Origin of the sequence: Sphingomonas sp. CFBP 13733 (genome assembly GCF_014841795.1) — a bacterium.
Taxonomy (GTDB): domain Bacteria; phylum Pseudomonadota; class Alphaproteobacteria; order Sphingomonadales; family Sphingomonadaceae; genus Sphingomonas; species Sphingomonas aerolata.
The window spans coordinates 368,868-395,585 of the sequence record NZ_JACYUP010000001.1 but is presented as its reverse complement, the minus strand read 5'-3'; the positions used below and the strand labels follow the sequence as shown (position 1 = coordinate 395,585).

Annotated in this window: 25 protein-coding genes; 11 read left to right on the top strand and 14 right to left on the bottom strand. The window is 66.8% G+C overall.

Features of this window, described 5'->3' with window-relative positions:
- Positions 1-26 precede the first annotated feature (26 nt).
- Together IFT71_RS01535 and IFT71_RS01530 are read left to right on the top strand one after the other, a co-directional pair.
- Entirely contained in the window at positions 27-1,019 is a 993-nt protein-coding gene (locus IFT71_RS01535) for an SPFH domain-containing protein (protein ID WP_192097112.1), read from the top strand.
- Positions 1,019-1,456 (top strand): NfeD family protein, encoded by a 438-nt coding sequence (locus tag IFT71_RS01530; RefSeq protein WP_192138904.1) that lies wholly within the window; start codon positions 1,019-1,021, stop codon positions 1,454-1,456. Before IFT71_RS01535 ends, IFT71_RS01530 begins: the two co-directional genes overlap by 1 nt.
- A gap of 112 nt (positions 1,457-1,568) precedes the next feature.
- On the opposite strand, the gene IFT71_RS01525 is transcribed toward IFT71_RS01530, so the two are convergent.
- Positions 1,569-3,179, bottom strand: a complete 1,611-nt coding sequence (locus tag IFT71_RS01525) for a phosphoenolpyruvate carboxykinase (protein ID WP_192138903.1) — start codon at positions 3,177-3,179, stop codon at positions 1,569-1,571.
- A 202-nt stretch (positions 3,180-3,381) separates the two neighbouring features.
- On the opposite strand from IFT71_RS01525, the gene IFT71_RS01520 reads away from it, so the two are divergent.
- The 7 genes from IFT71_RS01520 to IFT71_RS01490 all read left to right on the top strand — a co-directional run bounded on the left by IFT71_RS01520 (position 3,382) and on the right by IFT71_RS01490 (position 8,626).
- Positions 3,382-4,089 carry a response regulator transcription factor gene (locus tag IFT71_RS01520; protein WP_031393404.1) on the top strand — a complete coding sequence of 236 codons (708 nt, stop codon included), beginning with the start codon at positions 3,382-3,384 and terminating at the stop codon, positions 4,087-4,089.
- Between the two features lies 1 nt (position 4,090).
- Positions 4,091-5,674, top strand: a complete 1,584-nt coding sequence (locus IFT71_RS01515) for a sensor histidine kinase (protein ID WP_192138902.1) — start codon at positions 4,091-4,093, stop codon at positions 5,672-5,674.
- On the top strand, positions 5,664-6,119 hold the full coding sequence (locus IFT71_RS01510; RefSeq protein ID WP_192138901.1) for an HPr kinase/phosphorylase: 456 nt from the start codon (positions 5,664-5,666) through the stop codon (positions 6,117-6,119). Before IFT71_RS01515 ends, IFT71_RS01510 begins: the two co-directional genes overlap by 11 nt.
- Positions 6,116-7,033, top strand: coding sequence for an RNase adapter RapZ (gene rapZ, locus IFT71_RS01505; protein WP_192138900.1), 918 nt, complete (start codon positions 6,116-6,118; stop codon positions 7,031-7,033). The genes IFT71_RS01510 and rapZ overlap by 4 nt, the downstream gene beginning before the upstream one ends.
- 16 nt (positions 7,034-7,049) lie before the next feature.
- The gene (locus tag IFT71_RS01500; protein ID WP_031393408.1) at positions 7,050-7,457 is read left to right on the top strand and encodes a PTS sugar transporter subunit IIA; all 408 of its coding nucleotides are present in this window, start codon (positions 7,050-7,052) and stop codon (positions 7,455-7,457) included.
- On the top strand, positions 7,454-7,729 hold the full coding sequence (locus tag IFT71_RS01495) for an HPr family phosphocarrier protein (protein WP_031393409.1): 276 nt from the start codon (positions 7,454-7,456) through the stop codon (positions 7,727-7,729). Before IFT71_RS01500 ends, IFT71_RS01495 begins: the two co-directional genes overlap by 4 nt.
- A gap of 99 nt (positions 7,730-7,828) precedes the next feature.
- Entirely contained in the window at positions 7,829-8,626 is a 798-nt protein-coding gene (locus IFT71_RS01490) for a TrmH family RNA methyltransferase (protein ID WP_037528485.1), read from the top strand.
- Between the two features lie 9 nt (positions 8,627-8,635).
- On the opposite strand, the gene rmuC is transcribed toward IFT71_RS01490, so the two are convergent.
- From rmuC to recR, 3 genes are all read right to left on the bottom strand, one after another.
- A complete protein-coding gene (gene rmuC / locus IFT71_RS01485) occupies positions 8,636-10,099 on the bottom strand; it encodes a DNA recombination protein RmuC (protein ID WP_107933760.1) in 1,464 nt (487 codons plus the stop codon).
- A gap of 331 nt (positions 10,100-10,430) precedes the next feature.
- Positions 10,431-10,955: a peptide deformylase gene (def, locus tag IFT71_RS01480; protein WP_031438987.1), complete on the bottom strand. Its 525-nt coding sequence runs from the start codon at positions 10,953-10,955 to the stop codon at positions 10,431-10,433.
- 58 nt (positions 10,956-11,013) lie between these two features.
- Entirely contained in the window at positions 11,014-11,610 is a 597-nt protein-coding gene (gene recR / locus IFT71_RS01475; RefSeq protein ID WP_031393413.1) for a recombination mediator RecR, read from the bottom strand.
- Between the two features lie 52 nt (positions 11,611-11,662).
- Here recR and fmt point away from each other — a divergent pair, with 52 nt between their 5' ends.
- Positions 11,663-12,589, top strand: a complete 927-nt coding sequence (gene fmt, locus IFT71_RS01470; protein WP_192138899.1) for a methionyl-tRNA formyltransferase — start codon at positions 11,663-11,665, stop codon at positions 12,587-12,589.
- A complete protein-coding gene (truA, locus tag IFT71_RS01465; protein WP_192138898.1) occupies positions 12,586-13,326 on the top strand; it encodes a tRNA pseudouridine(38-40) synthase TruA in 741 nt (246 codons plus the stop codon). Before fmt ends, truA begins: the two co-directional genes overlap by 4 nt.
- Positions 13,327-13,338: 12 nt before the next feature.
- Here the strand turns inward: truA and IFT71_RS01460 are convergent, their stop codons facing one another.
- The 10 genes from IFT71_RS01460 to smpB form a co-directional block, all read right to left on the bottom strand.
- Positions 13,339-14,535 carry a class I SAM-dependent RNA methyltransferase gene (locus IFT71_RS01460; RefSeq protein ID WP_107045832.1) on the bottom strand — a complete coding sequence of 399 codons (1,197 nt, stop codon included), beginning with the start codon at positions 14,533-14,535 and terminating at the stop codon, positions 13,339-13,341.
- Positions 14,532-16,022 carry an NAD(P)H-hydrate dehydratase gene (locus IFT71_RS01455; protein WP_192138897.1) on the bottom strand — a complete coding sequence of 497 codons (1,491 nt, stop codon included), beginning with the start codon at positions 16,020-16,022 and terminating at the stop codon, positions 14,532-14,534. The genes IFT71_RS01460 and IFT71_RS01455 overlap by 4 nt, the downstream gene beginning before the upstream one ends.
- On the bottom strand, positions 16,019-16,294 hold the full coding sequence (locus tag IFT71_RS01450; RefSeq protein WP_192138896.1) for a hypothetical protein: 276 nt from the start codon (positions 16,292-16,294) through the stop codon (positions 16,019-16,021). The genes IFT71_RS01455 and IFT71_RS01450 overlap by 4 nt, the downstream gene beginning before the upstream one ends.
- Positions 16,295-16,400: 106 nt before the next feature.
- Positions 16,401-18,122, bottom strand: a complete 1,722-nt coding sequence (ilvD, locus tag IFT71_RS01445; RefSeq protein WP_192138895.1) for a dihydroxy-acid dehydratase — start codon at positions 18,120-18,122, stop codon at positions 16,401-16,403.
- Between the two features lie 117 nt (positions 18,123-18,239).
- Positions 18,240-18,590 (bottom strand): response regulator, encoded by a 351-nt coding sequence (locus IFT71_RS01440; RefSeq protein ID WP_031396103.1) that lies wholly within the window; start codon positions 18,588-18,590, stop codon positions 18,240-18,242.
- A 48-nt stretch (positions 18,591-18,638) separates the two neighbouring features.
- The gene (locus IFT71_RS01435) at positions 18,639-21,023 is read right to left on the bottom strand and encodes a hybrid sensor histidine kinase/response regulator (RefSeq protein ID WP_192138894.1); all 2,385 of its coding nucleotides are present in this window, start codon (positions 21,021-21,023) and stop codon (positions 18,639-18,641) included.
- 80 nt (positions 21,024-21,103) lie between these two features.
- Positions 21,104-23,155, bottom strand: a complete 2,052-nt coding sequence (locus IFT71_RS01430) for a M13 family metallopeptidase (protein ID WP_192138893.1) — start codon at positions 23,153-23,155, stop codon at positions 21,104-21,106.
- 313 nt (positions 23,156-23,468) lie between these two features.
- Positions 23,469-25,556 carry a M13 family metallopeptidase gene (locus IFT71_RS01425; protein WP_192138892.1) on the bottom strand — a complete coding sequence of 696 codons (2,088 nt, stop codon included), beginning with the start codon at positions 25,554-25,556 and terminating at the stop codon, positions 23,469-23,471.
- A 92-nt stretch (positions 25,557-25,648) separates the two neighbouring features.
- Positions 25,649-26,134 carry a DUF2062 domain-containing protein gene (locus IFT71_RS01420; RefSeq protein ID WP_051916534.1) on the bottom strand — a complete coding sequence of 162 codons (486 nt, stop codon included), beginning with the start codon at positions 26,132-26,134 and terminating at the stop codon, positions 25,649-25,651.
- 78 nt (positions 26,135-26,212) lie between these two features.
- Complete coding sequence (smpB, locus tag IFT71_RS01415; protein ID WP_031395420.1) at positions 26,213-26,695, bottom strand: SsrA-binding protein SmpB; 483 nt, start codon at positions 26,693-26,695, stop codon at positions 26,213-26,215.
- Positions 26,696-26,718 lie beyond the last annotated feature (23 nt).

The following is a 26,718-nucleotide window of genomic DNA, read 5'->3' as shown; positions in this document are numbered from 1 at the left end:
GCAGTACACGCATGGGGGATATTCCGATGGGGTTGATTGTCGCCGGGCTCGCAGTGGCGCTGGTGCTGTTCTATTTGATGACCAGTATCAAGATCGTACGTCAGGGCTATCAGTACACGATCGAACATTTCGGAAGGTTCACCACGGTCGCAAGGCCCGGCTTCAATTTCTATCCCGCGTTTTTCTACCGCGTCGGGCGGAAGGTGAACATGATGGAGCAGGTGATCGATATTCCCGGGCAGGAGATCATCACCAAGGACAATGCGATGATATCGACCGACGGGGTCGTGTTCTTCCAGGTGCTGGATTCGGCCAAGGCCGCCTATGAGGTGTCCGACCTGTATCAGGCGCTGCTACAGCTCACGACGACCAATCTTCGCACCGTCATGGGCTCGATGGATCTCGACGAGACGTTGAGCAAGCGCGACGAGATCAATGCGCGATTGCTGAGCGTCGTCGACCATGCAACGACGCCGTGGGGCGTCAAGATCACCCGGGTGGAGATCAAGGACATTCGTCCGCCAGCAGACATCGTCAACGCCATGGGCCGCCAGATGAAGGCAGAGCGTGAAAAGCGCGCGAACATCCTCGATGCGGAAGGCTCGCGCGCGTCAGAAATCCTGCGGGCAGAGGGCCAGAAGCAGGCACGGATTCTCGAGTCGGAGGGCCGCAAGGAATCGGCCTTTCGTGATGCCGAGGCCCGCGAGCGCGCGGCCGTTGCCGAAGCGTCGGCCACCCGGGCCGTGTCACAGGCGATCGAAGAGGGCGGTGCCCAGGCGATTAACTATTTCATTGCGCAGAAATATGTCGAAGCAATCGGTAAATTCGCCACCTCGCCCAATGCGAAAACGATCCTGTTTCCGGTCGAGGCAACTCAGTTGATGGGAACGCTGGGTGGCATTGGCGAGATTGCGAAGGATGCCCTGCGCGACACAGTGCAGTCGACCACCCCGCCAGCGAAGCCCGCACACACGGGACCATTTGAACTGTCGAACGGCAACGAGGTGCCAAAAAGCTGATGTTTGGGATCGGACCGGCCGTTGCATGGCTGATCACTGCGCTGATGTTGGGAATCGCGGAACTGGCTGTTCCGGGAGTCTTCCTGGTCTTCTTGGCGATCGCCGCGGCTTTCACCGGGGTGATGGCGTTCGCGCTGCCGGACCTGCCGATCTCCGTACAGCTCGGCGCCTTTGCGGTCTGGAGCGTGGTCACGGTCACGATCGGCAAACGATGGTATCGTGACTATCCGGTCGAAGGCGGGGATCCGCTGTTGAACGACCGCGCGGCGCGATTGATCGGCCAGATCGTGATCGTCGAGACCGCCGTCGTCGACGGCCATGGCCGCGTTCTCGTCGGTGACGGCAGCTGGCCCGCACGCGGGCCCGACGCCGCGGTTGGCACGCGGGTCAGGATCGTCGCGGTGATGGACGGCGCGGTGGCTGTGGAACCTCAATAGACGATTGTCGCAACGTCTCGGATGGTCCGTTCAATTTCAATGGCCGGACCAGGAATGGCTCAACGCCGAATCCCGATCCGGCACGCGCAGTTCTATCAGGCTGCGCACTCGGTTACGCGGCTTCGGTCACTTTCGGCGCCGCTTGCATCACACTGGCATCGACGTGTTCCGAGAACTGCGCGAAGTTCTCGACGAATAGATCGACCAGCTTAGCCGCTGTTGCGTCATAGGCATCGGTATCTGCCCATGTCGTCCGCGGATCGAGGATGGCATCGTCGACGCCTTGTACGCTCACCGGAACCTGAAACCCGAAGTTCGGGTCCGTATGGAATTCGGCAGTCTTCAGACTTCCGTCCAGCGCGGCGTTGAGCAGCGCACGCGTCGCCTTGATCGGCATGCGGCTGCCGACACCATATTTGCCCCCGGTCCAACCCGTATTTACCAGCCAGCAGTCGACCCCGCCGCGCGCGATCCGTGCCTTCAGGAGGTTACCATAGACCGAAGGATGCCGCGGCATGAATGGTGCGCCGAAACAGGTCGAGAACGTCGCATCGGGCTCGGTCACGCCAATTTCGGTGCCGGCGACGCGCGCCGTATAGCCCGACAGGAAATGATACATCGCCTGGTCCGGAGTTAGTTTGGCAATTGGCGGAAGCACGCCATAGGCATCGGCGGTCAACATCACGATGTTTCGCGGGACCGGACCCATATTGTCCGCCGAGCTGTTGGGAATGAAGTCGATCGGATAGGCGCCCCGGCTATTTTCCGCGAGCGTGTGATCGTCAAGATCAAGCAGGCGCGTGGTGGGATCCATCACGACATTCTCGAGAACCGTTCCGAACCGCTTCGTCGTCGCAAAGATCTCGGGTTCGGCATCGGCCGACAGACGGATCATCTTGGCGTAGCAGCCACCTTCGAAGTTGAAGACGGCGGTATCGGACCAGCCATGCTCATCGTCGCCGATCAGCGTTCGGCTGGCATCGGCACTCAAGGTCGTCTTGCCGGTGCCAGAAAGCCCGAAGAACACCGCGGTATCGCCGCTTGCGCCCATGTTTGCCGAACAATGCATCGGCATCACCCCGGCCGGCGGCAGGAGGTAGTTGAGCAGGCCGAAGACCGACTTTTTCATCTCCCCGGCATATTTCGTACCCCCGATAAGGATGAGCCGATCGGTGAAATTGACCGCGATGACGGTTTCGCTGCGGCAACCATGCCGCGCGGGATCGGCCTGGAAGCTGGGCAGATCGATGATCGTATAGTCGGCAACGAAGTCCTTCAGCGCCGACGCTTCCGGACGGACAAGCATCGTGCGGATGAAGAGATTGTGCCAGGCAAGTTCCGTTACGACGCGAACATTCACCCGGTGATCGGGTTGTGATCCACCATATAGGTCCTGGACGAACAAGGTATTCTTTTGCGCCAGCGCGGCGTAGAAATCCGCCTTCAATGCGGCAAAATGCCCGGGGTCCATCGGCTTGTTGCTCTTGCCCCACCAGACGGTCGCGTCGGTTTCCGCGTCGCGGACGATGAACTTGTCCTGAGCCGAACGTCCGGTATGGGCGCCCGTTTCGACGACCAGGGGCCCGTCGGCGGACAGGCGCCCCTCACCCCGGTCGAGCGCGGCTTCGACCAGCTGCGCGGTCACCAGATTCCAGTGCACCTCCGCACGTGTTTCAATTCCCTGCACGTCGAGCCCTGAGGCAGGGGTTCGCAAATCAGACACGGCATCTCTCCATAAGACACTTGCGCATACGTATGTATGTCGTTGAGTCTCGATCTAGGCGGGCCTGTGATCCGGGTCAAATCGACCGGAGGGCGTGCAACTCACGCCGCGGTCCGGTGTACCCCGGTTGAGTACGCTAGCACTTTGCCCTACGCAGCCCGAGATTTATCCCGGCGGGCGCCAAGAAGATGACAGCCAGACCATGACGGCAACGATCGCGCTCGTCGATGACGACCGAAACATCCTGACGTCGGTGTCGATCGCCCTTCAGACCGAGGGGTTTGTCACGCGGGTCTATTCGGATGGCGAGACCGCGCTGAAGGCCTTGACGGACAATCCCCCCGATCTGGCGATTTTCGACATCAAGATGCCCCGCATGGATGGTCTGGAACTGTTGCGGCGCCTCCGCGAAAAGAGCCAGATTCCCGTCATTTTCCTGACCAGCAAGGATGACGAGCTCGACGAGGCGCTTGGCCTTGCGATGGGGGCGGACGACTATATCGCGAAGCCCTTCTCGCAGCGGTTGCTGATTGCGCGGGTCCGGGCGATCCTGCGGCGCGCGGAGCTGACCCGCTCGCCTGGCACGGAGACGGAGGCCGAGGCGGCCGGGCCGCTTGACCGGGGACGGCTCAGCATGGACCCGGCGCGCCACCGGACCCTGTGGGCTGGCGAACCCGTGACGCTGACGGTGACGGAGTTCATGATCCTCGAAACGCTCGCGCAGCGGCCGGGTATCGTCAAGACGCGCAACCAGTTGATGGACGCAGCCTATCAGGACGACATCTATGTCGACGACCGGACGATCGACAGCCACATAAAGCGGCTTCGTCGCAAGTTCCGACAGGTCGATCCAGATTTCGACGCGATCGAAACGCTGTATGGGGCAGGCTATCGGTTCTCCGAAGATTAGCATGGGACGGAGCGATTCGGGCGACGACGTGGGCGATCGTAACGAGGATGACGGTCGCGACCTGACATTACGCTGGTCGGGTCAGATCTCGCTCACGCGGCGCATCCTCGCCGTCAATATCTTCGCGCTCTTGCTGCTCGCAGGCGGCTTTTTCTACCTCGATTCCTATCGCAGCCGGATCGTCGACAGCCGCGTCGCGCAGGCCGCACGCGAGGCGCGGCTGATCGGTGAGGCAATCGCCGCAGTCGATCCGGCGCTGCGTGAGCCGCTCATCATTCGGCTGGCGCAGGATACGGGCTCGCAGATCCGGGTCTTCGACCGCGACGGGCAGATCATCAAGGACAGTCGCGCACTGGGGCTGCGCAGTTTCGTGCTGCACGACCCGGACAAGGAAGACTGGGGGCAGGATGCCGCGCGCTTTCTCGACGCGGTCATCGACGTGGTCGTGATGGCGCCCCGCGCACCGCTTTACCGCGAACGCGGCCCGCGCCAACGCTGGCCCGACGTCGAGGACGTACGGTTGCGGCATGGCATCTCCACGACGGTCTGGCGCGCGCCCGACCGCACCCCGGTGATAACGGCTGCGGCCCGCGTGCCGGGCGGCGGCGTGGTGATGACGACGGTGAACGCGCGCGACATCACGCGCACCGTGCGTATCGAACGCTTCCGCCTGAGCATGGTGCTGTTGCTGGTCTCGATCGTGTCCGTGCTGCTGTCGCTGTTCCTTGCACGAACCATCGTCCGGCCCCTGCGCCGTCTCGCTCGGGCGGCGGTGCGGGTGCGGCTCGGGCGCGCGCGCGAAGTCGTGGTCCCTCGACTGCCGTCGCGCCGGGATGAACTGGGCATGCTTGCCAGGGCGCTGTCGGACATGAGCCTGGCGCTCAGGGCCCGCATCGACGCGACCGAAGCCTTCGCCGCCGACGTTACGCATGAGATGAAGAACCCGCTGGCGTCCTTGCGGTCTGCGGTCGAAGGCCTGTCACGCGTGCAGGATCCCGCTCTCAAGGAGCAGCTGATGGCGATCGTGCGGGACGATGTCCACCGGCTCGATCGGCTGATTTCCGACATCTCCGACGCGTCGCGGCTCGACGCACAGCTCAGCCGGGCAAAGTTCGAGCCGATCGATATGGTCAGCCTGATCGACGGCTTGCTGTCCCAGCGCCTCGCGCGTGACGTCGAGCGTGATATACGATTTCGCTTCGATCGCAGCGACGATGGCCCATTCGTTGTGCTCGGCGAAGGCGCCCGGCTTGAGCGCGTGATCGAGAACTTGATTGATAACGCGTTGTCTTTCTCGCCAGACCGTGGCCTGATCACGTTGTCCGCAATGCGCGGCGCTTACGAGGTCGTCCTTCGTGTCGAGGATGAGGGCCCGGGCGTCCCTCCAGACGCACGCGATGCGATCTTTCGCCGCTTCCACTCGGTCAGACCTGACGGCGAAGCCTTCGGCCGTCACTCCGGATTGGGGCTCGCCATTGCGCGCACCATCGTCGAGGGGCATCAGGGCACGATCACCGTCGAATCGCGCGAGGATCGGCTGGGCGGTGCCCGGTTCGTAATCCATCTGCCGCTATATGCACGATGAGGGAGCTCTAGTTCTGTCTGTCCTCTCGTCCGATCGCCTGCATGCGACGACCGTCTCGATCGGCGGCCAGGGCGTCCTGCTGGAAGGACCTTCCGGCATCGGCAAATCCGACCTCGCCCTTCGCCTGATCGACCGCGGCGCAATGCTGGTCAGCGACGACCAGACCATCGTGGTGCGCTCGGGTACCCGGTTGCTGGCACACCCACCCGCTTCCATCGCAGGCCGGATCGAGGTTCGGGGTCTGGGCATTATCGCCATGCCCTATGTTGTCGACATACCCATCGCCCTGCTCGTACGGCTAGGTGGACAGGTTCCGCGGATGCCCGAGCGAGAGGCACGGCGGATCGCCGGCGTCGACATCCCGGTCCTCCTGCTCGAACCACTCCAGGCGTCCGCTCCACTGAAGGTTGAATTGGCTCTGACACACGGAATTCTCGCCGCATGACGCGCCAATCAAAGCCGATCCTGCTGATCACCGGCATGTCGGGCGCGGGCAAATCGACTGTTCTCAAGACGCTTGAGGATCTGGGCTGGGAGATCGTCGACAACCTGCCGCTCCTGTTGCTCGATCGGCTGCTGGATACGCCGCGCGCGCAGGGACAAATGGATGATTCCACCCCCTTGGCGATTGGTATCGGCTCGCAAACGCGCGATTTTGATGCCGATCGCATCATCGGGCGTATCCGCGATCTGCGCGATCGGCACGGTCTGGAAATCGGGACGCTGTTCCTCGACTGTTCGGGGGTAGAACTCGAGCGACGCTATTCCGAGACGCGGCGGCGGCATCCGCTAGCCCCCGATCGCCCCGCGGGCGACGGGATCGCGCGCGAGCGTGAAATGCTGCGGCCGCTGCGCGACTGGGCGAACCGGTTGATCGACACGACCACATTGGCGGCCAACGAGCTGGCGCAACAGATCCGCCACAGCTTCGCGCAGGACGATCAGGGCGCCCCGACATTGTCGATCCAGTCGTTCGGCTTCGCGCGCGGGCTACCCCGCAACGCTGACCTCGTTTTCGACATGCGGTTTTTGCGAAATCCGCATTGGGATCCGCAGCTGCGTCCTGGGACCGGACTGGATGCCGAGGTTGCGGAATATGTCATGGCCGATCCGACCTATGAAGCCGCTGTCAGCCGCATCGAGGATCTGCTGCTCCTGCTGCTGCCGCGCTACAAGGCGGAGGGAAAGTCCTATGTCAGCGTTGCGATCGGGTGTACCGGAGGGAGACATCGATCGGTTCATGTTGCCGAACGGATCGCCGGACGGTTGCGCGCAGAGGGTTTTTCGCCCACGGTAAACCATCGCGACCTGGGGGCCGCGCCGCAGGACTCGCTTGAGGGACCACCGGTCGGCTTATGAGTATGAAGCGTCTGATATGATCGGCCTAGTTTTGGTGACCCACGGGCGGCTCGCCGACGAGTTCGTGACCGCAATGGTCCATGTCGTCGGCCCGCAGGAACGTGTCGCGGCAATCGCGATCGGCCCGGATGACGATATGGAGGAACGCCGCGCGGATATCGCGACGGCGATCGCCGAGGTCGATGCGGGGCGCGGCGTGATCGTGCTGACAGACCTGTTCGGCGGTACCCCGTCCAACCTTGCCATCTCGCTGATGGAGCGGGGCCGGGTCGAAGTGATCGCCGGAATGAATCTGCCAATGCTGATCCGGCTGGGGTCAGCACGCAAGGCTATGACGGTCGTGGCGGCGGTCGCTGCCGCGCGCGAAGCCGGCCGGAAATATATATCCGTCGCATCCGAGGTTCTTGGCGAGGCGGCAGCGTGACCGCGGTCGCGCGCACGGTCCTGATCACCAACCGCCGGGGATTGCATGCCCGGGCCAGCGCAAAATTTGTCACGCTTGCCTCCTCTCAGCCTTGCGACGTGCTGGTCGAGAAGGACGGCGCGGGCAGCGTGACGGGAACGTCGATCATGGGGCTGATGATGCTCGGGGCCGCGATGGGCGATTCGATCGTCATATCGGCGACGGGCGATGGCGCGGACGAAACCGTTGCCCGGCTGGTCGAACTCGTCGAAGCCAAGTTCGGCGAGGATTGAGCCCCCTTCCCCGCAGCGCTTGCCGCGGGGGGTTGCGACGGGCATGAGCGGCGCGTGCTGACCAACCTCCCCTGTTTCCGCGCGCCGAAGGGCCGATAAATGCCTCGCGAAATTACCGCCTTCTCGAACCCGTTGATCAAATATGTCCGTGATCTTCGCGACAAACGACATCGCAAGGCTGCACGGCAGTTCCTTGCCGAGGGGTTGCGGATCCTGACCGAGGCGCGGGAAACGGGCCGGCTGCCCCGCACGCTTTTCTACGCCGCGGCGAGCGCCAACCACCCGCTGGTCCATGCGCTGTCGATGGATGTCGAGGAGGCGGGTGGCGAATCGATCCAGACGACGCCGGATATCCTGTCGAAGCTGTCGGGCAAGGACAATCCGCAGGCGGTGGTCGGCGTGTTTGACGAGTTCGACGCGGCACTCGAGGATCTGGACCGGACCAGTGCGGGGATCTGGCTGGTCGCCGAGCGACTGCGAGATCCGGGCAATCTCGGCACGATCCTGCGGACTGGCGATGCCGTCGGTGCGGGCGGGCTGATCCTGATCGGCGAGTCGGTCGATCCGTTCTCGGTCGAGGCGGTGCGGGCGAGCATGGGGGCGCTGTTCACCATTCCGGTCGTCAAGACCGAGTGGGCGCCATTCGAGGCCTGGCTCCGCAGCGGTCCCGGGCAGCTGGTCGGGCTGAGCCTCGACACCGAGACCGATTACCGGGCGGCGACGTACAGCGCCCCGACCTTCTTGCTGACCGGCAACGAGGCGCAGGGCATGCCGGCGGAGATGGCCGAAGGCTGCGACACGCTGGTCAAGATCCCGATGCTGGGCAAGGCCGACAGCCTCAATGCCGCGGTCGCCACCGCGGTGATGGCCTATGAGGTTCTTGCCCAACAGCGTTGAAAAGACGGATTAAACGTCCGCAGTCTCCGGTTTCTCGATCAATGCCGGCCCCTCGCCCAGCGCCAGCGCGTCGATCGACGACACGTCCTCGAGATCGCGCGCGCCGGTCTCGATATTGAGGTCGCGGAACTTGCGGCCGGTGACCATCAGGCGGCCGTTGAACGAGTTGGTGAAGCCGTTGAAGTTCTTCACCGCGCTGTTGAGCCCGACCCCGACCTTGCGCAGATCGTCGGCGACCTTGGCGAGCCGGTCGTGCATTTCCTTGCCGAGTTCGCCGATCTTGCGCGCCTCGTTGGCGAGCTTTTCCTGCCGCCAGACCGCGGCAACCGTCCGCGCGATCGCAATCAGATTGGTAGGAGTGGCGAGCAACACCCTCTTTTCAAAGGCGAAATCCCAGAGCGTCGGATCATGCTCGAGCGCGGCGGAGAGGAAATGTTCGCCGGGGACGAACATGATCACATAATCGGGCGTGTCCGCGAACTGGCTCCAATAGGCCTTGTTGCCGAGCCCGTTGACATGCGCGCGCATCGACGCGGCGTGTGCCGCCAGACCGACCAGCCGCTCGGCCTCGTCGACCGCGCCGAACGCATCCTGATAGGCGTTGAGCGAGACCTTGGCATCGATGACGAGTGCGCGGCCGCCGGGGACGCGGATGATTGCATCGGGGCGCAGCCGGGCGCCGGCGCGCTCATCGGCATCGCCGACCGCAACGCTGACCTCGGTCTGGAAGTCGGTATGTTCGCTCAGGCCGCAGGTTTCGAGCACGTTCTTCAACTGCTGCTCGCCCCAGCGACCGCGCGACTTGGGCGCATTGCGGAGCGAGTTGACGAGCTTGGCGGCTTCGGTCGAGACCTTTTCCTGGCCGAGCCGCATCTGCTCGATCTGCCCCTTGAGATCGCCGAACGCGTCGCGGCGCTCCGCCTCGACCTTGGCGACGCCCTCTTCATAGCGCTGCAGCCGGTCGCTGACGGGCTGCAGCATCGACTTGAGATTCTGCCCGGCGGATTCCTCGGACTGGCGGAAGCGGGCGTCGGCGCGGTCGAGGAAGGTCTTCTGCGCGTCACTCAGCAGCTTGTTGGCGACATCACCGAACTGCGCGGCCATCACGTCCTTGGCGTCGCGGAGTTCGACCAGCCGGGCCTCAAACGCCTCGCTGCGGGCATGCTCGGTGGCGAGTTCGGTGCGCGCGGCGTCGCGGTCGGCGCGGATCGTCGCGAGATCGGTACGCAGGCGGTCCGCCTCCCCGGCGCGTTCGGCATTCTGCGCGCGCAGCGTGGCGAGATCCTGGAGCGCGGCATTGCGCTCCTGCTCGACCGCGTCGCGCGCGGTACGGACGAGATCATAGTCAGCGGCACGGGTCCTGGCGACCGCGAGATCGCTGGCGAGTGCGCCGGCACGACGCGAGGCGAGCAGCCAGCCGAGCAGCAGTCCGGCGGCGGCCGCGAGCAGCGCGACGATCACGAGTTCGGTCATGCCAGCGTCCCAATGTTGCGAATGTTGAGACGATAAGCGTGTTTTGCGCCGAGATCCGTACAATTTCCGGCGAGGCGCCCGGCTAGGCAGGGTTTGGGCGCGGGCGGCTGGGGGGACACGGTCTGGAAAGTCATCGTTGGAACATAGCACGAACGACGTGGGTGGGACAGAGGGATTTTCCTACCTTCGGGCGTTGCCCTTGGTCGCTACTGTAGCAGGGTTAGGATTTGCGGGCGGTAGTGAGTTATCGCCGGGGACGTGCCAGCTGGGCCCCGGCCTTCGCCGGGGAACTGGTCCGGGTTGGCCGGTCGAGGTAACGACCGGCGCCGGGTCAGCCGAGCTTGCGGGCCTTGGCGAGCTTCTTGAGGACCATGTCGCGCTTGAGGCGGCTGATGTGGTCGATGAAGAGGACGCCGTCGAGATGGTCGATCTCGTGCTGCATGCAGGTCGAGAGCAGGCCGTCGAGCTCTTCCTCATGCGCCGCGCCGGTCTCGTCGAGCCACTTCACGCGGCAGCGCGCGGGGCGGACGACCTCGGCATATTGCTCGGGGATCGAGAGGCAGCCCTCGTTATAGGTCGACATCTCTTCGCTCACCGAAAGGATCTCGGCGTTGATATAGGCCTTGGGATTCCTGATCGGCTTGTCCTCTTCGTCCTTCTCTTCCTGAAGGTCGATGACGAGGACGCGCTGCTGCACGCCGACCTGAGTCGCGGCGAGGCCGATGCCGTTGAAGTCGTACATCGTCTCGATCATGTCGGCGACGAGCGTACGGGTGGAATCGTCCACCGACGCCACCGGCTCCGCGACGAGGCGCAGGCGGGGATCGGGGACTTCGAGAACGGTCATGACGGTCATGCTGCGCAGCTAGGTTCCGCGGGTTGAGCCGTCAAGCATTTGGGTTAGGCCGCGACGATCAGGCCATCGGGCGACGCGCGCGCAGCGCCTGGGCGAGCGTGCCCTCGTCGAGATAGTCGAGCTCGCCACCCACCGGCAGGCCGTGCGCGAGTTGCGTGACGCGGACGGGGAAGCGTTCGATCCGTTCGGCGATGTAATGCGCGGTGGTCTGGCCTTCGAGCGTCGCGTTCATCGCGAGCACGACCTCGTCGATCCCCCCCGCCTCGATCCGGCGGACGAGATTGTCGATGCTGAGATCCTCGGGACGGATCCCTTCGAGCGCGGACAGGCGACCGCCAAGGACATGAAAGCGACCGGGGAACAGCCGCGAGCGATCGAGCGCCCAGAGATCGGCGACCTCCTCGACGACGCAGAGCGAGCGCTGGTCGCGGCGCGGGTCGGCGCAGATCGCGCACGGGTTGGTGGTGTCGACATTGCCGCAGACGCTGCAATTCTCCAGCCGCTCGTCGACCGCGGTCAGCGCCTCACGCAGCGGCCCCAGCGCGGCGTCGCGCTTCTTGAGCAGATGCAGCACGGCGCGGCGTGCGGACCGGGGGCCGAGGCCGGGGAGCCGGGCCAGCGCCTGCGTCAGCGCCTCGATCTCGGGGGATGCCATCGCAACCAGATAGGGGGTTGCGTCGCTCCCCGCCAGCGTGTTCGAGAGGGGCATGCGGATCATCTTCATGGGAACGCCGGACTTCGCGGTGCCGGTGCTGGAGGCCCTCGTCACGGCGGGGCATGAACTGGTGGCGGCCTATTGCCAGCCGGCACGACCGGGCGGGCGTCGCGGACGCGAACTGGTGCCGTCGCCGGTCCAGGTCCGGGCGGAGGCGCTGGGCATCGAGGTTCGGACGCCGGTGTCATTCAAGGCGTCGCTGCCCGAGGGGCTGGAGGCGCGGGAAGCGTTTGCGGCGCTCGACGCTGATGTGGCGGTCGTGGCCGCCTATGGCCTGATCCTGCCGCGTGCGGTGCTCGATGCGCCGCGGCTCGGGTGCCTCAACGTCCACGGCTCGCTGTTACCGCGGTGGCGCGGGGCGGCGCCGGTGCAGCGCGCGATCCTCGCGGGCGATGCGGAGACCGGGGTCGGGATCATGCAGATGGAGGCCGGGCTCGATACCGGGCCCGTCAGGCTCGAGGGGCGGACGCCGGTCGCGGGCAAGACCGCGGGCGAATTGACCACCGAACTGTCGGTGATGGGCGCGCGGTTGATGGTCGAGGTGCTGGGCGATCTCGACGCCTACCCTGCCCGGCGGCAGCCCGAAGAGGGCGTCACCTATGCGGCCAAGATCGACAAGGCGGAGGCGCGGATCGATTTCGAGCGGTCGGCGGTCGAGGTCGAGCGGCTGGTGCGCGCTATGAATCCGGCGCCCGGCGCGTGGTTCGAGGTCGCCGGCGAGCGCGTGAAGGTGCTCGCGGCGGACGTGTTGCCGTTCAGCTTTCTCGGGTGCGAGGGGCTGACGGTGAACGCCGAGCTGACGATCGGGTGCGGCGACGGCGCGATCCGGCCGACGTTGGTACAGCGGGCCGGGCGCGGCGTGACGTCGGCCGAGGAGCTGCTGCGCGGGTTTGCGATTCCCTCGGGGACCCAGCTTTGACGCGGTTCGCGCTGACGGTGGAGTTTGACGGCCGGCCGTTCATGGGCTGGCAGCGGCAGAAGCATGGGCCGAGCGTGCAAGCCGCGCTCGAGGCGGCGGTGCTCAAGATGACCGGCGAGACCGTGTCGGTGCAGGCGGCGGGGCGGACCGATGCGGGGGTGCACGGGATCGCGATGCGCGCGCATGTCGATATCGAGAAGCCGGTCGCGGCGTTCCGCTTGATGGAGGGGCTGAACGCGCTGGTCAAACCGGCGCCGGTGTCGGTTCTGGCGTGCGAGGTGGTGCCCGACGACTGGCATGCGCGGTTCTCGTGTATCGGGCGGTCGTACGAGTATCGGATCGTCAACCGGCGTGCGCCGCTGAGCTTCGAGGCGGGGCTGGCGTGGCAGGTGCCGCAGCCGCTCGAAGCCGACGCGATGGCGGAGGCGGCGCGCGCGCTGGTGGGGCGGCATGACTTCACGACGTTCCGGTCGGCGCATTGCCAGGCGGACAGTCCGGTGCGGACTTTGGACCGGCTGGATGTGGTGCGCGAGGGCGAGCGGCTTTTCGTCTACGCGGCGGCGCGGTCGTTCCTGCATCACCAGGTGCGGTCGATGGTCGGGTGCCTGGCGCTGGTCGGCATGGGGCGCTGGGCGGTCGGCGATGTCGCGGAGGCGCTGGCGGCGAAGGATCGGGCGATGCTGGGGCTGAATGCACCGCCCGATGGGTTGTTCTTCGTGACCGCGGATTATCCCTGAGAAATTAATATCTTATCGGACGAACTTCGCAGCGAGTTCGACATGCGTCGACCAGAGGAACTGGCCGACCGGCTGGATCCAGTCGATCCGCCAGCCGGCGTCGCACAGCTCCTTGGCATCGCGCGCGAAGCTCGCCGGGTTGCACGAGACGTAGACGATCACCGGGGTCTTGGACGCGGCGAGCGCGCCGGCCTGTTCGCGTGCGCCCGAGCGGGGCGGATCGATCACCACCGCGTCGAACCGGTCGAGCTCGGCCACCGTCAGCGGGCGGCGGTAGAGGTCGCGGTGCTCGGGGAAGACCGGGCGTTGCAGGCGGTGCGCGGCGGCCTTGAGCGCGGTCAGCGCGTCGCGCGCGCCCTCCGCGGCATAAACTTTCGCCGGGATCGCGAGCGTGAAGGTGCCGAGCCCGGCGAACAGGTCGGCGACGGTGGCGGGCGTGCCGATCGCCTCGAGCACCGCGGCGGTGAGCGCGGCCTCGCCATCGGGCGTCGCCTGGAGGAACGAGGCGGGCGGCAGCGGCACGGGGACGCCGCCCAGCGTGATCGTCACCGCATCGGGCTCCCAGCGCGTCTCCGGCCCCAGACCGTCGTCGAACGCGACGCGGGCGATGCCGTGCTCCTCGCAGAACCGGGTGAGCGCTTCGGCGGCGGGGAGGCCTTCGGGCGCGAAACCGGTGATGAGGATGTCGGCGCCCTGGTCCGCGAGCGTCAGGTGGATGTCGGCGCGGCGGCGGAAGTTGAGGCGCTTGAGCAGGGTGCGCAGCGGCTGGACGAGCGCGAACAGGCGCGGATCGAGGATCCAGCATTCCTTGATGTCAACGATCAGATGCGCCTTCTCGGCGGTGAAGCCGAGCGTGATCCTGCCGCCCTTCGCCTCGGCATGCAGCGTCGCGCGGCGGCGGCTGCGGACCGGCGAGATATGCGGGGTGCGGATCGGCGCGGACAGGCCCTGCCCGTCGAGCGCGGAGGCGATCCGGTCGGTGACGAAGGCGCTGTAGCTTTCGTCGTCGAGATGCTGGAGCTGGCAGCCGCCACAGGTCGGGAAATGGACGCAGGGCGGCGTCTGGTGGTGCGGGCCGTGGGTCACGCTGCCGTCGGCCGCGAGCGTGTCGCCGGGCGCGGTGAAGGCGGCGTGGCGGCCATCGGCGGTGATGCCGTCGCCGCGCGCGGCGACGCGGACGATGGTGTCGGTCGTTGGGTCACTGGTCATAAGGACGCTCTGGCCGACCGGAGCGCATCCGCCAAGTCATCGGCGATAAATGCCGGCCCGGATCGACGCGCGGCCTCGCCGTGAAGCCACACACCCGCGGCGGCGGCGGCGAGCGGATCGAGCCCTGCGGCGAGCATCGCGCCGATCGCGCCGGCGAGGACGTCGCCGGTGCCCGCGGTCGAGAGCCAGTCGCTCGCACCGGGGGCGAGCCGGGTGCGGCCGTCGGGCGCGGCGATGACGGTGTCCGCGCCCTTGAAGACGACGACCGCCCCGGTGCGGGCGGCGGCGTCGCGGGCGCGGGTGATCTTGTCGTCGTCCGATCGACCGAAGAGCGCGTCGAACTCGCCGGCGTGCGGGGTGAGGATGACCGGGACGGTGAGCGCGCGGATCCGGTCGGGACCGAGCAGGCGGAGCGCGTCGCCGTCGAGGACGAGCGGGTGGCCGGCGGCGAGCGCGGCGTCGAGTCGGACGCGGGCGGTGGCGTCACGGCCGAGGCCTGGACCGATGACGAGCGCGCCGATCCGGTCGTTGGCGAGCGCGTGGTCGGAGAATGCCGCGCGGACGAGCGCGTGCGGTGGGCCCGCGCTGTCGCCGAGCAGCGTCACATAGCCCGCGCCTGCGCGCATCGCGGCGAGCGCGGCGAGATCGGCCGCGCCCGCCATCGTGCCGGCGATGACCGCGACCATGCCGCGGGTGTATTTGTGCGCGTCGGGTCCGGGGGGTGCGAGCTGCGGGCTTTTGAGCACTTCGGTCCGGCTGGTGACGGGGACACCGATGTCGAGGAGGCGGATCTCGCCGCAATAGCGGGCGGCGGGCTGGAGGAGGTGCGCGGGTTTGAGTGCGCCGAGGGCTAGCGTGAGGTTGAAGACCGGGGGTGTGGTGAGCGCATGGCCGGAGTCGGTGGCGAGGCCGCTGGGGAGGTCTATGGCTATGGCGAGGGTGGCGGTTTTGGTTAGGGTTTGGAGTCTCTCCACCACAGATACCCCCCCGGCGGAGGCCGGGGTCCAGTTGGGTGAACCGTGGGGGTCGTCGATAGCGGTGCCCAACTGGGCCCCGGCCTTCGCCGGGGGGGTGTTTGAGGTTTGGGGAGAGGTACCATTCAAGGGTCGGGTCAGGCCGGTGCCGAAGAGGGCGTCGACGAGGACGGGGGCGGGCTTCGCGTCAGCGAGAGATTCGACGGGGCCGGGCCACCCTGCCCTTGCCGCCCTGGCAGCGTCGGTGCGGGGTTGGGACAGCGCGGCGACGCGGACGGTTGCGCCCAGTTCGGCGAGCACGCGCGCGGCGACATAGCCGTCGCCGCCATTGTTGCCGGGACCGCAGAGGATCAGGATGGCGTTCGATCCCGCCAGGCGGCGGACCGCGTGCGCGATCGCGGTGCCCGCGCGGTCCATCAGCGTATCGACTGTGACACCGGTTGCGATCACCGCATCCTCGGCCGCGCGCATCTCGGCGGCGGTCAGGACGGGCTGGCCCTCGATCCGGATCATGAGCCGTTCGCGGCCGGCTGGACCGTCGCCGGGAGGCGGTAGCGGTCGGTGCCCAATGCGACGTCGATGCTGCCGGGCGCAGATGCCGTGACGCGCGCCCGCTCCGCCCCGTCGGCGGCGACCACGCCGCGGCCGTCAGGCGAGACGCGCAGCCGGCGAAAGCCGCCATCGGCGTGGCGGAGGGTCAGGATCACGCCATCGGGACCGCGCGCCTGCTCGATCGTGCAGTCGGGGACCAGGGCCGCGGCCCCCTTGGCGCACGGGACATGCATGACGGAAGCGTCCTCGCGGCGCGACGCCGTGTCACGGGCGTCGGGCTTGCCGCTCCCGCAGGCTGCCAGCGGGAGTGAGACAAGCCAGACAAGATACTGCGATCGTTTAGATATCCGCGTAGACATGCGTTTCGGCTGCGGCTCCCGGGTGCGTGACCGCGCCCTTGTACGCCGGACCGACGGTCTTCGCATAGCGCCACAGCGCGCCCGAGCCGTAATCGGTCTTGCGCGGGACCCAGACCGCGCGGCGTGCCGCCATCACGTCCTCGGGAACATCGAGATCGATCGTCCCCGCCTCGGCATCGATATGGATGATGTCGCCATCCTCGACGAGCGCGATGGGGCCGCCATCGGCCGCCTCGGGACCGACATGGCCGATGCAGAAGCCGCGCGTGCCGCCCGAGAAACGGCCGTCGGTGATCAGCGCGACGCTCTCGCCCATGCCGAGGCCATAGAGCGCGGCGGTGGTCGAGAGCATCTCGCGCATGCCCGGGCCGCCCTTGGGACCTTCGTAGCGGATGACGATGACCTCGCCCTCGTTGATCGCGCGCGCCTCGACCGCGGCGAAGGTGTCCTCCTCGCAGTCGAACACGCGCGCCGGGCCGCTGAACTGGAGCCGGTGCATGCCCGCGACCTTCACGATCGCGCCATCGGGGGCGAGGCTGCCGCGGAGGCCGACGACGCCACCCGTCGGGGTCAGCGGGGTACTGATGTCGTAGATGACCTTCTGGTCGGGGTTCCACGTCACCTGGTCGATATTCTCGGCCAGGGTCTTGCCGGTGACGGTCATGCAGCTGCCGTCGAGGAACCCGCCGCTGAGCATCGTCTTCATCAGCATGTACACACCGCCCGCCTCGTACATGTCCTTGGCAACATACTTACCACCGGGTTTGAGGTCGGCGATGTACGGCGTTGTCTTGAAGATCTCCGCGACGTCGAACAGGTCGAAGTCGATCCCCGCTTCCGAAGCCATCGCGGGCAGATGCAGCGCGGCATTGGTCGAGCCGCCGGTCGCGGCGACGACTCGCGCGGCGTTGATGAAGGCCTCGCGCGTGCAGATGTCGCGTGGACGGATATTGTCGGCCAGGCACTCCATGACCTGCGCGCCGGCGGCCACCGCGATCTGTTCACGCGTCGTGTAAGGAGCTGGCACCATGTTGCTGTTCGGAATGGACAATCCGATCGCTTCCGCGACGCAGGCCATGGTGTTGGCGGTATATTGCCCACCGCATGCGCCGTGACCCGGGCACGCGACCTTCTCGAGCGCATGCACCTCCGACAGCGGGCAGGCGCCGGCGGCATATTTGCCGACGATCTCGAACACGTCGACGACGGTGACGTCGCGCTCCTGATAGCGGCCGGGCAGGATCGAGCCGCCATAGACGAACACCGAGGGGATGTTGAGGCGGAGCATCGCCATCATCATGCCGGGCAGCGACTTGTCGCAGCCGGCAAAGCCGACCAGCGCGTCGTAGCAATGGCCGCGGACCGAGAGTTCGACCGAGTCAGCGATGACTTCGCGGCTGACGAGGCTCGCCTTCATCCCCTGATGCCCCATCGCGATGCCGTCGGTGACGGTGATCGTATTGAAGCGGCGCGGCATCCCGCCGCCCTGGATGACGCCGGTCTGCGCGGCATCGGCTTGCGCGTCGAGCGTGGTGTTGCAGGGGGCCGAGTTGTTGCCGGCGGACGCAAGCGCGACGAACGGACGCGCGATATCCTCTTCGGGGATACCCATCGCGTAGTAATAGCTGCGGTGCGGCGCACGCTCTGGACCGACGGAGACATGCCGGCTCGGCAGGCGCGATTTATCGAATATACGGGTCATGGCGACCGCCTATGTCGCGAGACGGGGCCTTTACGCAAGACAGTTGCGTATGGATTTGCAGTTTTATCCGCCGCGGCCGCGGTCCGACGAGGACCGCAGAGCCCGCGCGGCGGACCGTCAGAGGCTTTCGAGCGCCTTGGCGACGCCGTCCATCGTGAACGGCTTCTGCAGGCGAGGCCGGTCGCGGAAGCGGGGATCGAGGCCGTCATCACCACCGCCGGTCGCGAACACGAAGGGAATTCCGCCCTCCGCAAGCCGTTCGGCGATCGGAGTGCTCTTCTCACCGCCACGCAGGTTGACGTCGAGGATCGCGGCGTCGACACCCCCGGCCGAGATGCGGTGCAGGGCATCGGCGACGGTGTCGACGGACCCTGCGACGCCCTTGTCCAGCACCTCGAGAAAATCCTCGAGCATCATGGCGATCAACGGTTCATCCTCTACGATGAGGATCTGCTGTGGCACGTTCATATTTTGTACCTTAGGCGGCAATTTCGCCGAGCGCCAACATCTTGTTGCTTAACGTGCCGCAAGAACGTCGCGCGCGGCTTCGGCAAGCTGCTGAACCGAGAAAGGCTTGGGAAGAAACTCGACATTGTCGAGGTCGATCGACTTGCGCAGCTGTTCCTCGGCATAGCCCGACATGAAGACGATCGGCAGGTCCGGATATTTCTCCCGCGCGTGCCGGACCATCGTCGGGCCGTCCATGGTCGGCATCACCACGTCGGTGATCAACAGATCGGGGCGGCCGTTCTTCGCCATGATCTCGAGCGCGACCTCGCCATTCTCCGCGGTCAGCACGCTATATCCCTGGCGGGTGAGCGCGCGTTCAGCGACCGCGCGGACCATGTCCTCGTCCTCGACGAGCAGGATCGTCCCCGTGCCCCACAGGTCGGCGGGCTTGGCCGCGGGCTTGGGCGCGGTGAGCCGGGGCGCGGCGGGGGCGGCATGGACGGGGAGGAAGATGGTGAAGGTCGCCCCCTGCCCCGGCTGCGATTCGGCGAAGATATAGCCGCCCGACTGCTTGACGATTCCATAGACGGTCGAGAGGCCGAGCCCGGTGCCCTTGCCGAATTCCTTGGTCGTGAAGAACGGCTCAAAGATCTTCGGCAGGACCTCGGGCGGGATCCCGGTGCCGGTGTCCTGGACGATCAGCGCGGTATAGTCCTCGACGGGCAGGATGTCGGAGGCCATCTGCCGCACCTCGGTCGCCGAGACGGAGCGCGTGGTGATGGTCAGCGTGCCGCCGCCGCGCGGGTTGGCGGACAGGATCGCGTCGCGGGCGTTGACCGCGAGGTTGACGACGACCTGTTCGAGCTGCCCCGGATCGGCGCGGACCGGCCCCAGGTTGCGGCCGTGCATCATGTCGAGCCGGACGGTCTCGCCCATCAGTCGCTTGAGCAGGTTGGAGACCTCGGACACGACGTCGGGCAGCTGCAGGATCTGCGGGCGCAGCGTCTGCTGGCGGCTGAAGGCGAGCAGCTGGCGGGTCAGCCCGGCGGCGCGGTTCGAGTTGGTGCGGATCTGCTGGATGTCGTCATAATCGCTGTCGCCGGGCGAATGGCGCATCAGCATCAGGTCGCAGTGGCCGATGATCGCGGTCAGGATGTTGTTGAAATCATGCGCGACGCCGCCGGCGAGCTGGCCGACAGCCTGCATCTTGGTCGCCTGCGCCACCTCGCGCTTCAGTCGCGATTCCTCGCTATTGTCCTTGAGGCTGAGCAGGACGGCGGCATCGCCGAGCCCGCGCGCGCCGGCGATGGTCAGCGCGACCGGCTCGTCGGGATGATCCTTCAGCCGGACCGCCATGTCGGTCGAATGCGTCTGCCCGCCCGCGAACCGGCGGATCGCGTCGGCGACCGCGGTCTTGTCCTCGCGCACGACGAGATCGCCGGGGTAAAGCGGCGGCGCGGCGCCGACGACCCCGGCGGCGCGCAGGAACGAATCGTTCATCTGGATGAAGCGGCCCTCGCGATCGACCAGCGCCATGCTGAACGGCATCAGGCTGACGAGGCTGCGGACATGCGCGGAGGCGGACGCACCGATCGCGGGCGCATCCTCCTCGTCGTCGAGCAGGATGACGAGGACGGGGGCGTCGTCGCCCTCGACAAACGGCACCTGCACCACGCGCAGCGGCGTCCCCGCGTTGCCCTCGCGCGCGAAGCGGACGAGGCCGCGATTGTCGGTGATCAGGAAGCGCGCAAAGTCGCGGCCTTCAATCGCCTCATGCTCGTCGCCGATCGCGCGGACGCGGAGCACGCGGTTGGTCGCGCGGACGCGGCCGTCGGCGCTGAGCAACGCCGCCATGATCCCGCTGCCGCCGAGCCGGTCGCCGGTCGGCCCGTCGATCAGCCGTTCGGCGGTCTGTGCGAGGTCATAGTCGGGCGCGGTGACGAACCGCCAGACGAGCATGTCCGCCTCGTCGCCGGCGCGGGTGATCGATGCCGAGATGCGCAGCCCGTTGGCGACCAGCCGCTCCGCCTGCGCGTGACCGTCGCGCCAGGCGGTGCGTCCGGCCTCAGCCAGCAATACGACCCCACTCGCGTCGAGCGGCAGCCCCGGCGGGGTCGGAAAGCCGCTGAACACCGCGTCATAGGCATCGTTCGCGCAGACCAGCCGGCCCGCGCGATCGGTCACCGCGATCGCATCGCCGCTCGCCTGCGCGACGGCGCGCGTGAAGTCCCAGTCGATCGTGCGCAGTTCGGCGCTGCCGGCGCGCGCGAGCACGCGCCAGACGATCACCGCGCCGATGACGATGATCGCCGCAGCGAGAAAGGCCGCCGCGACGACGATGTCGCCGATCATGCCGAGCACCAGCCCCGACGCGGCGATCCCCGTCACCGCCGCGACGAGGGCGGCGCGGCGGTTCGGCCCGAGGCCGGTCTGGGGCGGAAGCGAAACCATGCGATGCCTCTTCCGCTGTTCGGGGGTTTGGGGTCAAGCATCATGTCCCCGCCCGGTTTCCCGGTCGGGGACGCGGCCGGTCACCAGATGCGTACGCGCTGTTCGGGGGCGAGATACAGACGCTGCGTCGGCTTGGGCTGATAGGCGGCGTACCAGGGGTCGAGATTGCGGACGACCGAGGCGCGCTGCTGCGACGGCGAATGCGGATCGGTCAGCAGCCGCTGCCGCAGGTTCGCCTCGCGGTAGTTGCGGCGCCAGACCTGCGCCCAGCCCAGATAGAAGCGCTGGTCGCCGGTGAAGCCGTCGAGCACGGGCGCCGCCTTGCCGCCAAGCGCGGTGTGATAGGCGTCATAGGCGACCGTGAGCCCGGCGAGATCGGCGATGTTCTCGCCCATCGTCAGCTGGCCCTTCACGTGCATGCCGGGCAATGGCTCATAGGCGTCATATTGCGCGCCGAGCTTGCCGGTGAGTGCGTTGAACCCGGCGATGTCCTTGGGCGTCCACCAGTCGGTGAGCTGGCCCTTGGCATCGTATTTCGAACCCTGGTCGTCGAAATGATGGCTGAGCTCGTGCCCGATCACCGCGCCGATGCCGCCATAGTTGACCGCGTCATCGGCCTTGGGGTCGAAGAAGGGCGGCTGGAGGATGGCTGCGGGGAAGACGATCTCGACCATGCCGAAATTGGCATAGGCGTTGACCGTCATCGGCGTCATGCCCCATTCCCAGCGCTGCAGGGGCTTGCCGAGCTTGGCGATATTGTCCTGATGCTGCCATTCATTGGCGCGCCATTCGTTGCCGAACGCGTCGCCGGACGTGATCGTCAGCGCGGACAGGTCCTTCCACTGGCTGGGATAGCCGATCTTGGGGGTGAAGGCGGCGAGCTTGGCATGCGCCTTCTGCTTGGTTTCGGGCGCCATCCAGTCGAGCTTGTCGATCCGGCGGCCCATCGCGGCGAGCACGTTCTTCACCAGCACGTCCGCTGCCGCCTTGGTCTCGGGCGGGAAATACTGCGCGACATAGAGCTTGCTGACCTCGTCGCCGAGCGCACCGCTGGTGAACTGGACACCGCGCTTCCAGCGGGCCTCCTGCTCGGGGGTGCCGCCGAGCACGGTGCCGTAGAAGGCGAACTGTTCGGCGTCGAACGCCTTTGGCAGCACGTCCGCATAGCCGTCGAGCGAACGCAGGATCAGCTGGTCCTTGAGCACGCCGATCGGCGCGGTCGCGACGAGTTTTGCAATGCCGGTGATCGCCGAGGGCTGTGCGACGATGACGGTCGGTACGGGCGTGCCGGTCGCCTTGAAATAGCCGGCGAAGTCGAAGCCGGGCGCGCGCTTGGCGAGATCGGCGACGGTCATCTTGTTATAGGTCTTGGTCGCGTCGCGGCTGTCGACTCGGGTCCAGCTGACCCGGGCGATCTCGGTCTCGAACGCCAGCAACGCGGTGGCGCGCGCCTCGGCATCGGGTTCGCCGGCGAGCGTCAGCATCTTCGCGATGTGCGCGCGATAGGCGGTGCGCGCCTCGACCAGCTTGGCGTCGGTGCTGAGATAATAGTCGCGGTCGGGCAGGCCGAGCCCCGACTGGCCGAGCGACAGCGCGTACTGCTCAGGAATCTTGTCGTCCTGCCCGACGCCGCTGCCGAACGGGCCGCCGATCCCGGCGCGATCCGCCTCGGCGAGCAAAGCGGGATAACCCGCCCGGTCCTTCAGCGCGGCGATCTTCGCGAGCCAGGGCCGGATCGGCGCCAGCCCCTTGGCCTCGATCGTGCCGGTGTCGAGGAAGGTCGCATAGGCACGGCCGATCTTCGAGTTCGAGTCCTTGGCCGCGGTGTCGAGGATGCCGCGGGTGCGCGTCTCGGACAGGTCGGAGAGGAAGTTGAACGCGCCGTAATTGGACTTGTCCGCGGGGATCGGGGTGGTCTTCGCCCAGTTGCCATTGGCGAAGGCGTAGAAATCGTCACCGGGCTGGACGCTCTTGTCCATGCCCTTCTCGTCGAAGCCGAAGCTGCCATATTGCGCGCCGGTCGCGGCCGGCGCGGCGGGCGCGGCGGTTGGTTCGGCGGTCTGCGAGATGGCGGCGGTGACGCCGGTGATCGCGGTGGCGGCGAGCAGGCCGGCGGCGATGTAGGTCTTCATGGGGGACTCCTGGAATTTCGTTGGCACATACCACCGACCCGACCTCCCCGACACGACCTCCCCGGCGAAGGCCGGGGTCCAGTTGGAGAGGTTTCGGTAACGATGGACAGTCGGCGATTACGTCTGTCCCCCCAACTGGGCCCCGGCCTTCGCCGGGGGGGGTGGATAATTCGGGCGGTTGGCTGAGACAGGTTGCGAGATACGGACGGGACGGTGTTGGTAACGAGGGATAGTCCGCCGTTACGTCTGTCCCCCAACTGGGCCCCGGCCTTCGCCGGGGTGGGGTGTATCTGGGGCGGTCGGCGGGAGCGGATTACCAGATGCGGACGCGGGCCGCCGGGGCGAGGTAGCTGGCCTCGCCGGGCTTCACGCCGAACGCCGCGTACCAGGGGTCGAGATTGCGGACGGTGAGGACGCGCTGGTGACCCGGCGAGTGCGGATCAGACAGCAAGGTCTGGCGCAGTGCGGGTTCGCGGAACTTGCTGCGCCAGACGCCGGCCCAGCCATAATAGAAGCGCTGGTCGCCGGTGGTGCCGTCGATCACCGGCGCGGGCTTGCCGCCGAGCGAGCGGTGATAGGCGTCATAGGCGACGGTCAGGCCGGCGAGATCGGCGATGTTCTCGCCGAGCGTCAGGCCGCCCTGGACGTGCAGCCCGGGCAAGGGCTCATAGGCGTCGTACTGCTTGACCAGCGCATCGGTGAAGACCTTGAAGCGCGCGACATCCTGCGGCGTCCACCAGTCGGTGAGCTTGCCGCTGGCGTCGTATTTGCGGCCCTGATCGTCGAAATGATGGCTGATCTCGTGACCGATCACCGCGCCGATGCCGCCATAGTTGATCGCCGGGTCCGCCTTCGGATCGAAGAAGGGCGGCTGGAGGATCGCGGCGGGGAAGACGACCTCGTTCATCGTCGGATTGGCATAGGCGTTGATCGTCATCGGCGTCATGAACCATTCGCCGCGATCGATCGGCTGGCCGAGCTTCTTCAGGTCGCGATCATAGTCGAACGCGTTGGCGCGCGCGACGTTACCGACGAGATCGCCGCGCTGAACCTGGAGCGCGGAATAGTCGCGCCATTTATCAGGATAGCCGATCTTGGGGGTGAAGGCGGCGAGCTTGGCGAGTGCCTTGGTCTTGGTCTCGGGCGCCATCCAGGCGAGGTTGCGCAACCGGTCGCCCATCGCTGCGATGACGTTCTTGACGAGCTGGTCGGCGGCCGCCTTCGATTCCGGCGGGAAATATCTGGCGACATACTGCTCGCCGATCGCCTCGCCCATTGCGCTCGACACGGTCGAGACGCCGCGCTTCCAGCGGACCTGCTGCTCGGGCGTGCCCGACAGGGTGGTGCCGTAGAAGCCGAAATTGGCCTTGTCGAAATCGCTCGAGAGATAGGGCGCATAGGCGCGCAGCACCTTGAGCATCGCATAGTCCTGAAGGACGTTCACCGGCGTTTCGGCAAAGGCCTTGGCCTCGCCGGTCAGCGCGCTCGGCTGTGCGACGAGGTAGAAGGGACGGCCGGTGACGCCCATCGCGGTCATGTACTGGGCCCAGGGGAAACCGGGCGCCTTGGCCGCGAAGTCGGCGGCGGTCCATTTATTGTAGGTCTTGTCCGCGTCGCGGCTCTCGATCCGCGTCCAGTGCGCGGTGGCGAGGCCCTTCTCCATCGCGAAGACCGCCGCGGCGCGCGCGGCCGCGTTGGGCTCGCCCACGAGCGTCAGCATCTGCGCGAGATACGCCTGATAGGCGGTGCGGACCGCGGCGAGCTTGGCATCGTCCTTCAGATAATAGTCGCGATCGGGCAGCCCGAGGCCGCTCTGGCCGAAGCCGACGACATAGGTGGTCGGGTCCTTGTCGTCCTGCTGGACGCCGACGCCGACGAGCCCGCCGACCCCCTGGCGCTGCAGCTTCGCAATCTGGGTGACGAGCGCGGTCTTGTCGGTGGTCGTCTTGAGCGCGGCGAGCATCGGCTTTACCGGCCCCGCACCCTTCGCGTTGACCGCCGCCTCATCCATGAAGCTCGCGTAGAAGTCACCGACCTTGTCGCCGGGCTTTGCGGTCGCCGCGTCGAGGATCGTCCGGGTGCGCTCGAGCGACAGGTCCTGGAGGACGTGGAACATGCCGTAGGACGAGCGATCGGCGGGGATCGGCGTCGCCTTCTCCCAGCCGCCATTGGCATAGTCGAAAAAGTCGGTGCCGGGCTTCACCGCGGTATCGCGCCCGGCCATGTCGAAGCCGAAATCGCCGATCTGCGGCTTGTTCGCATTCTTCGGCGCCACGGGACCGCTGGCCGCGCCTGCGAGTGCGGGCGACGGCGCGGGCGGTCGGGCCGGGGTCTGACTGGTCTGGGCCGAGACCGTTGCGGCGGAGGCGAGCAGAATGGCGGTGACAATCGACGTACGCATCAAGGACCCTCGGGGAAGAACTTCAGGATGCGGTGTGTTCTACGCCGATAAGACGCTCCGTCAATTCGTCGGGCGACAGATAGTGACGATTGTTACGATCCGCGATTATCGTGGCGGTGCCGCCACTTGCGGGCAATCCACAGCCGCCAGCCGAGCGCGCTGAGCGCATAGCCGCCGATCGAGGCGACGATCGTGATGGCAAGGAGGCCGAGCGCGGTGGCGGGCCCCGCCTGCATCAGCCAGGGGATCCAGTCGGCCTGCGCGGCGGCTTCGGCGACCGGCTGGCCGGGGACATGCGCGTCGATCCGCAGCATCCACGACCCGATCCAGTAGGCGGCGATCCAGAGCGGCGGGGTCGTCAGCGGATTGGTGATGAAGGTGGTCAGCGCGGCGGTCGGCACATTGGCGCGGAACGGCAGCGCGAACAACGCGGCGACGGGGGTCTGCGCGACCGGCACGAGGATCCCCGCGACCATGCCGAGCGCGACGCCGCGCGGCACCGAGCGCCGGGTGAAGCGCCACAGTTCGGGCGCGAGCACGCGGTGCGCGACGGGGCGCAACAGGCGGTTGCGCTCCATCGAATCGCGGGTCGGCAGATTGCGATGCGACCACGCCGCGAGGCGCCCGAAGAGACCGACCGGCGCCCTGGTCACGGCTTATCCACGATCCCGCATGATCCGGCCCTGCTCGCGCTTCCAGTCCTGTTCCTTCACCGAATCGCGCTTGTCGTGGTTCTGCTTGCCCTTGGCGAGGGCGAGCTCGACCTTCGCGCGGCCCTTGGAATTGAAATAGATCATCAGCGGCACGAGCGTCATGCCCTGGCGCGCGACCGCACCGAACATCTTGTTGATCTCGCGCTCGTGCAGCAGCAGCTTGCGCGGCCGCTTGGGCTCATGGTTGAAACGGTTGCCGTGGCTGAATTCGGGGATGTTCGAATTGACGAGCTGGACCGTGCTGCCCTTCACCTCGGCATAGGCCTCCGCGATCGAGCCTTCGCCCCCGCGCAGTGCCTTCACCTCGGTGCCGGTCAGCGCGATCCCCGCCTCGAACACCTGCTCGATATAATAGTCGTACCGCGCGCGCCGGTTCTCGGCGACGATCTTGGTCTTTTCGAAGGTCGGGGGTTTGGGGCGTGCCATGGGATGCGCGATGTAGGAGGTCG

Coding starts and splice junctions, on each gene's coding strand:
- IFT71_RS01535 (WP_192097112.1), top strand. CDS start 27: ATGGGGTTGATTGTCGCCGGGCTCGCAGTGGCGCTGGTGCTGTTCTAT.
- IFT71_RS01530 (WP_192138904.1), top strand. CDS start 1,019: ATGTTTGGGATCGGACCGGCCGTTGCATGGCTGATCACTGCGCTGATG.
- IFT71_RS01520 (WP_031393404.1), top strand. CDS start 3,382: ATGACGGCAACGATCGCGCTCGTCGATGACGACCGAAACATCCTGACG.
- IFT71_RS01515 (WP_192138902.1), top strand. CDS start 4,091: ATGGGACGGAGCGATTCGGGCGACGACGTGGGCGATCGTAACGAGGAT.
- IFT71_RS01510 (WP_192138901.1), top strand. CDS start 5,664: ATGCACGATGAGGGAGCTCTAGTTCTGTCTGTCCTCTCGTCCGATCGC.
- rapZ (WP_192138900.1), top strand. CDS start 6,116: ATGACGCGCCAATCAAAGCCGATCCTGCTGATCACCGGCATGTCGGGC.
- IFT71_RS01500 (WP_031393408.1), top strand. CDS start 7,050: ATGATCGGCCTAGTTTTGGTGACCCACGGGCGGCTCGCCGACGAGTTC.
- IFT71_RS01490 (WP_037528485.1), top strand. CDS start 7,829: ATGCCTCGCGAAATTACCGCCTTCTCGAACCCGTTGATCAAATATGTC.
- rmuC (WP_107933760.1), bottom strand. CDS start 10,099: ATGACCGAACTCGTGATCGTCGCGCTGCTCGCGGCCGCCGCCGGACTG.
- def (WP_031438987.1), bottom strand. CDS start 10,955: ATGACCGTCATGACCGTTCTCGAAGTCCCCGATCCCCGCCTGCGCCTC.
- recR (WP_031393413.1), bottom strand. CDS start 11,610: ATGGCATCCCCCGAGATCGAGGCGCTGACGCAGGCGCTGGCCCGGCTC.
- fmt (WP_192138899.1), top strand. CDS start 11,663: ATGCGGATCATCTTCATGGGAACGCCGGACTTCGCGGTGCCGGTGCTG.
- IFT71_RS01460 (WP_107045832.1), bottom strand. CDS start 14,535: ATGACCAGTGACCCAACGACCGACACCATCGTCCGCGTCGCCGCGCGC.
- IFT71_RS01455 (WP_192138897.1), bottom strand. CDS start 16,022: ATGATCCGGATCGAGGGCCAGCCCGTCCTGACCGCCGCCGAGATGCGC.
- IFT71_RS01450 (WP_192138896.1), bottom strand. CDS start 16,294: ATGCATGTCCCGTGCGCCAAGGGGGCCGCGGCCCTGGTCCCCGACTGC.
- ilvD (WP_192138895.1), bottom strand. CDS start 18,122: ATGACCCGTATATTCGATAAATCGCGCCTGCCGAGCCGGCATGTCTCC.
- IFT71_RS01440 (WP_031396103.1), bottom strand. CDS start 18,590: ATGAACGTGCCACAGCAGATCCTCATCGTAGAGGATGAACCGTTGATC.
- IFT71_RS01435 (WP_192138894.1), bottom strand. CDS start 21,023: ATGGTTTCGCTTCCGCCCCAGACCGGCCTCGGGCCGAACCGCCGCGCC.
- IFT71_RS01430 (WP_192138893.1), bottom strand. CDS start 23,155: ATGAAGACCTACATCGCCGCCGGCCTGCTCGCCGCCACCGCGATCACC.
- IFT71_RS01425 (WP_192138892.1), bottom strand. CDS start 25,556: ATGCGTACGTCGATTGTCACCGCCATTCTGCTCGCCTCCGCCGCAACG.
- IFT71_RS01420 (WP_051916534.1), bottom strand. CDS start 26,134: ATGGAGCGCAACCGCCTGTTGCGCCCCGTCGCGCACCGCGTGCTCGCG.
- smpB (WP_031395420.1), bottom strand. CDS start 26,695: ATGGCACGCCCCAAACCCCCGACCTTCGAAAAGACCAAGATCGTCGCC.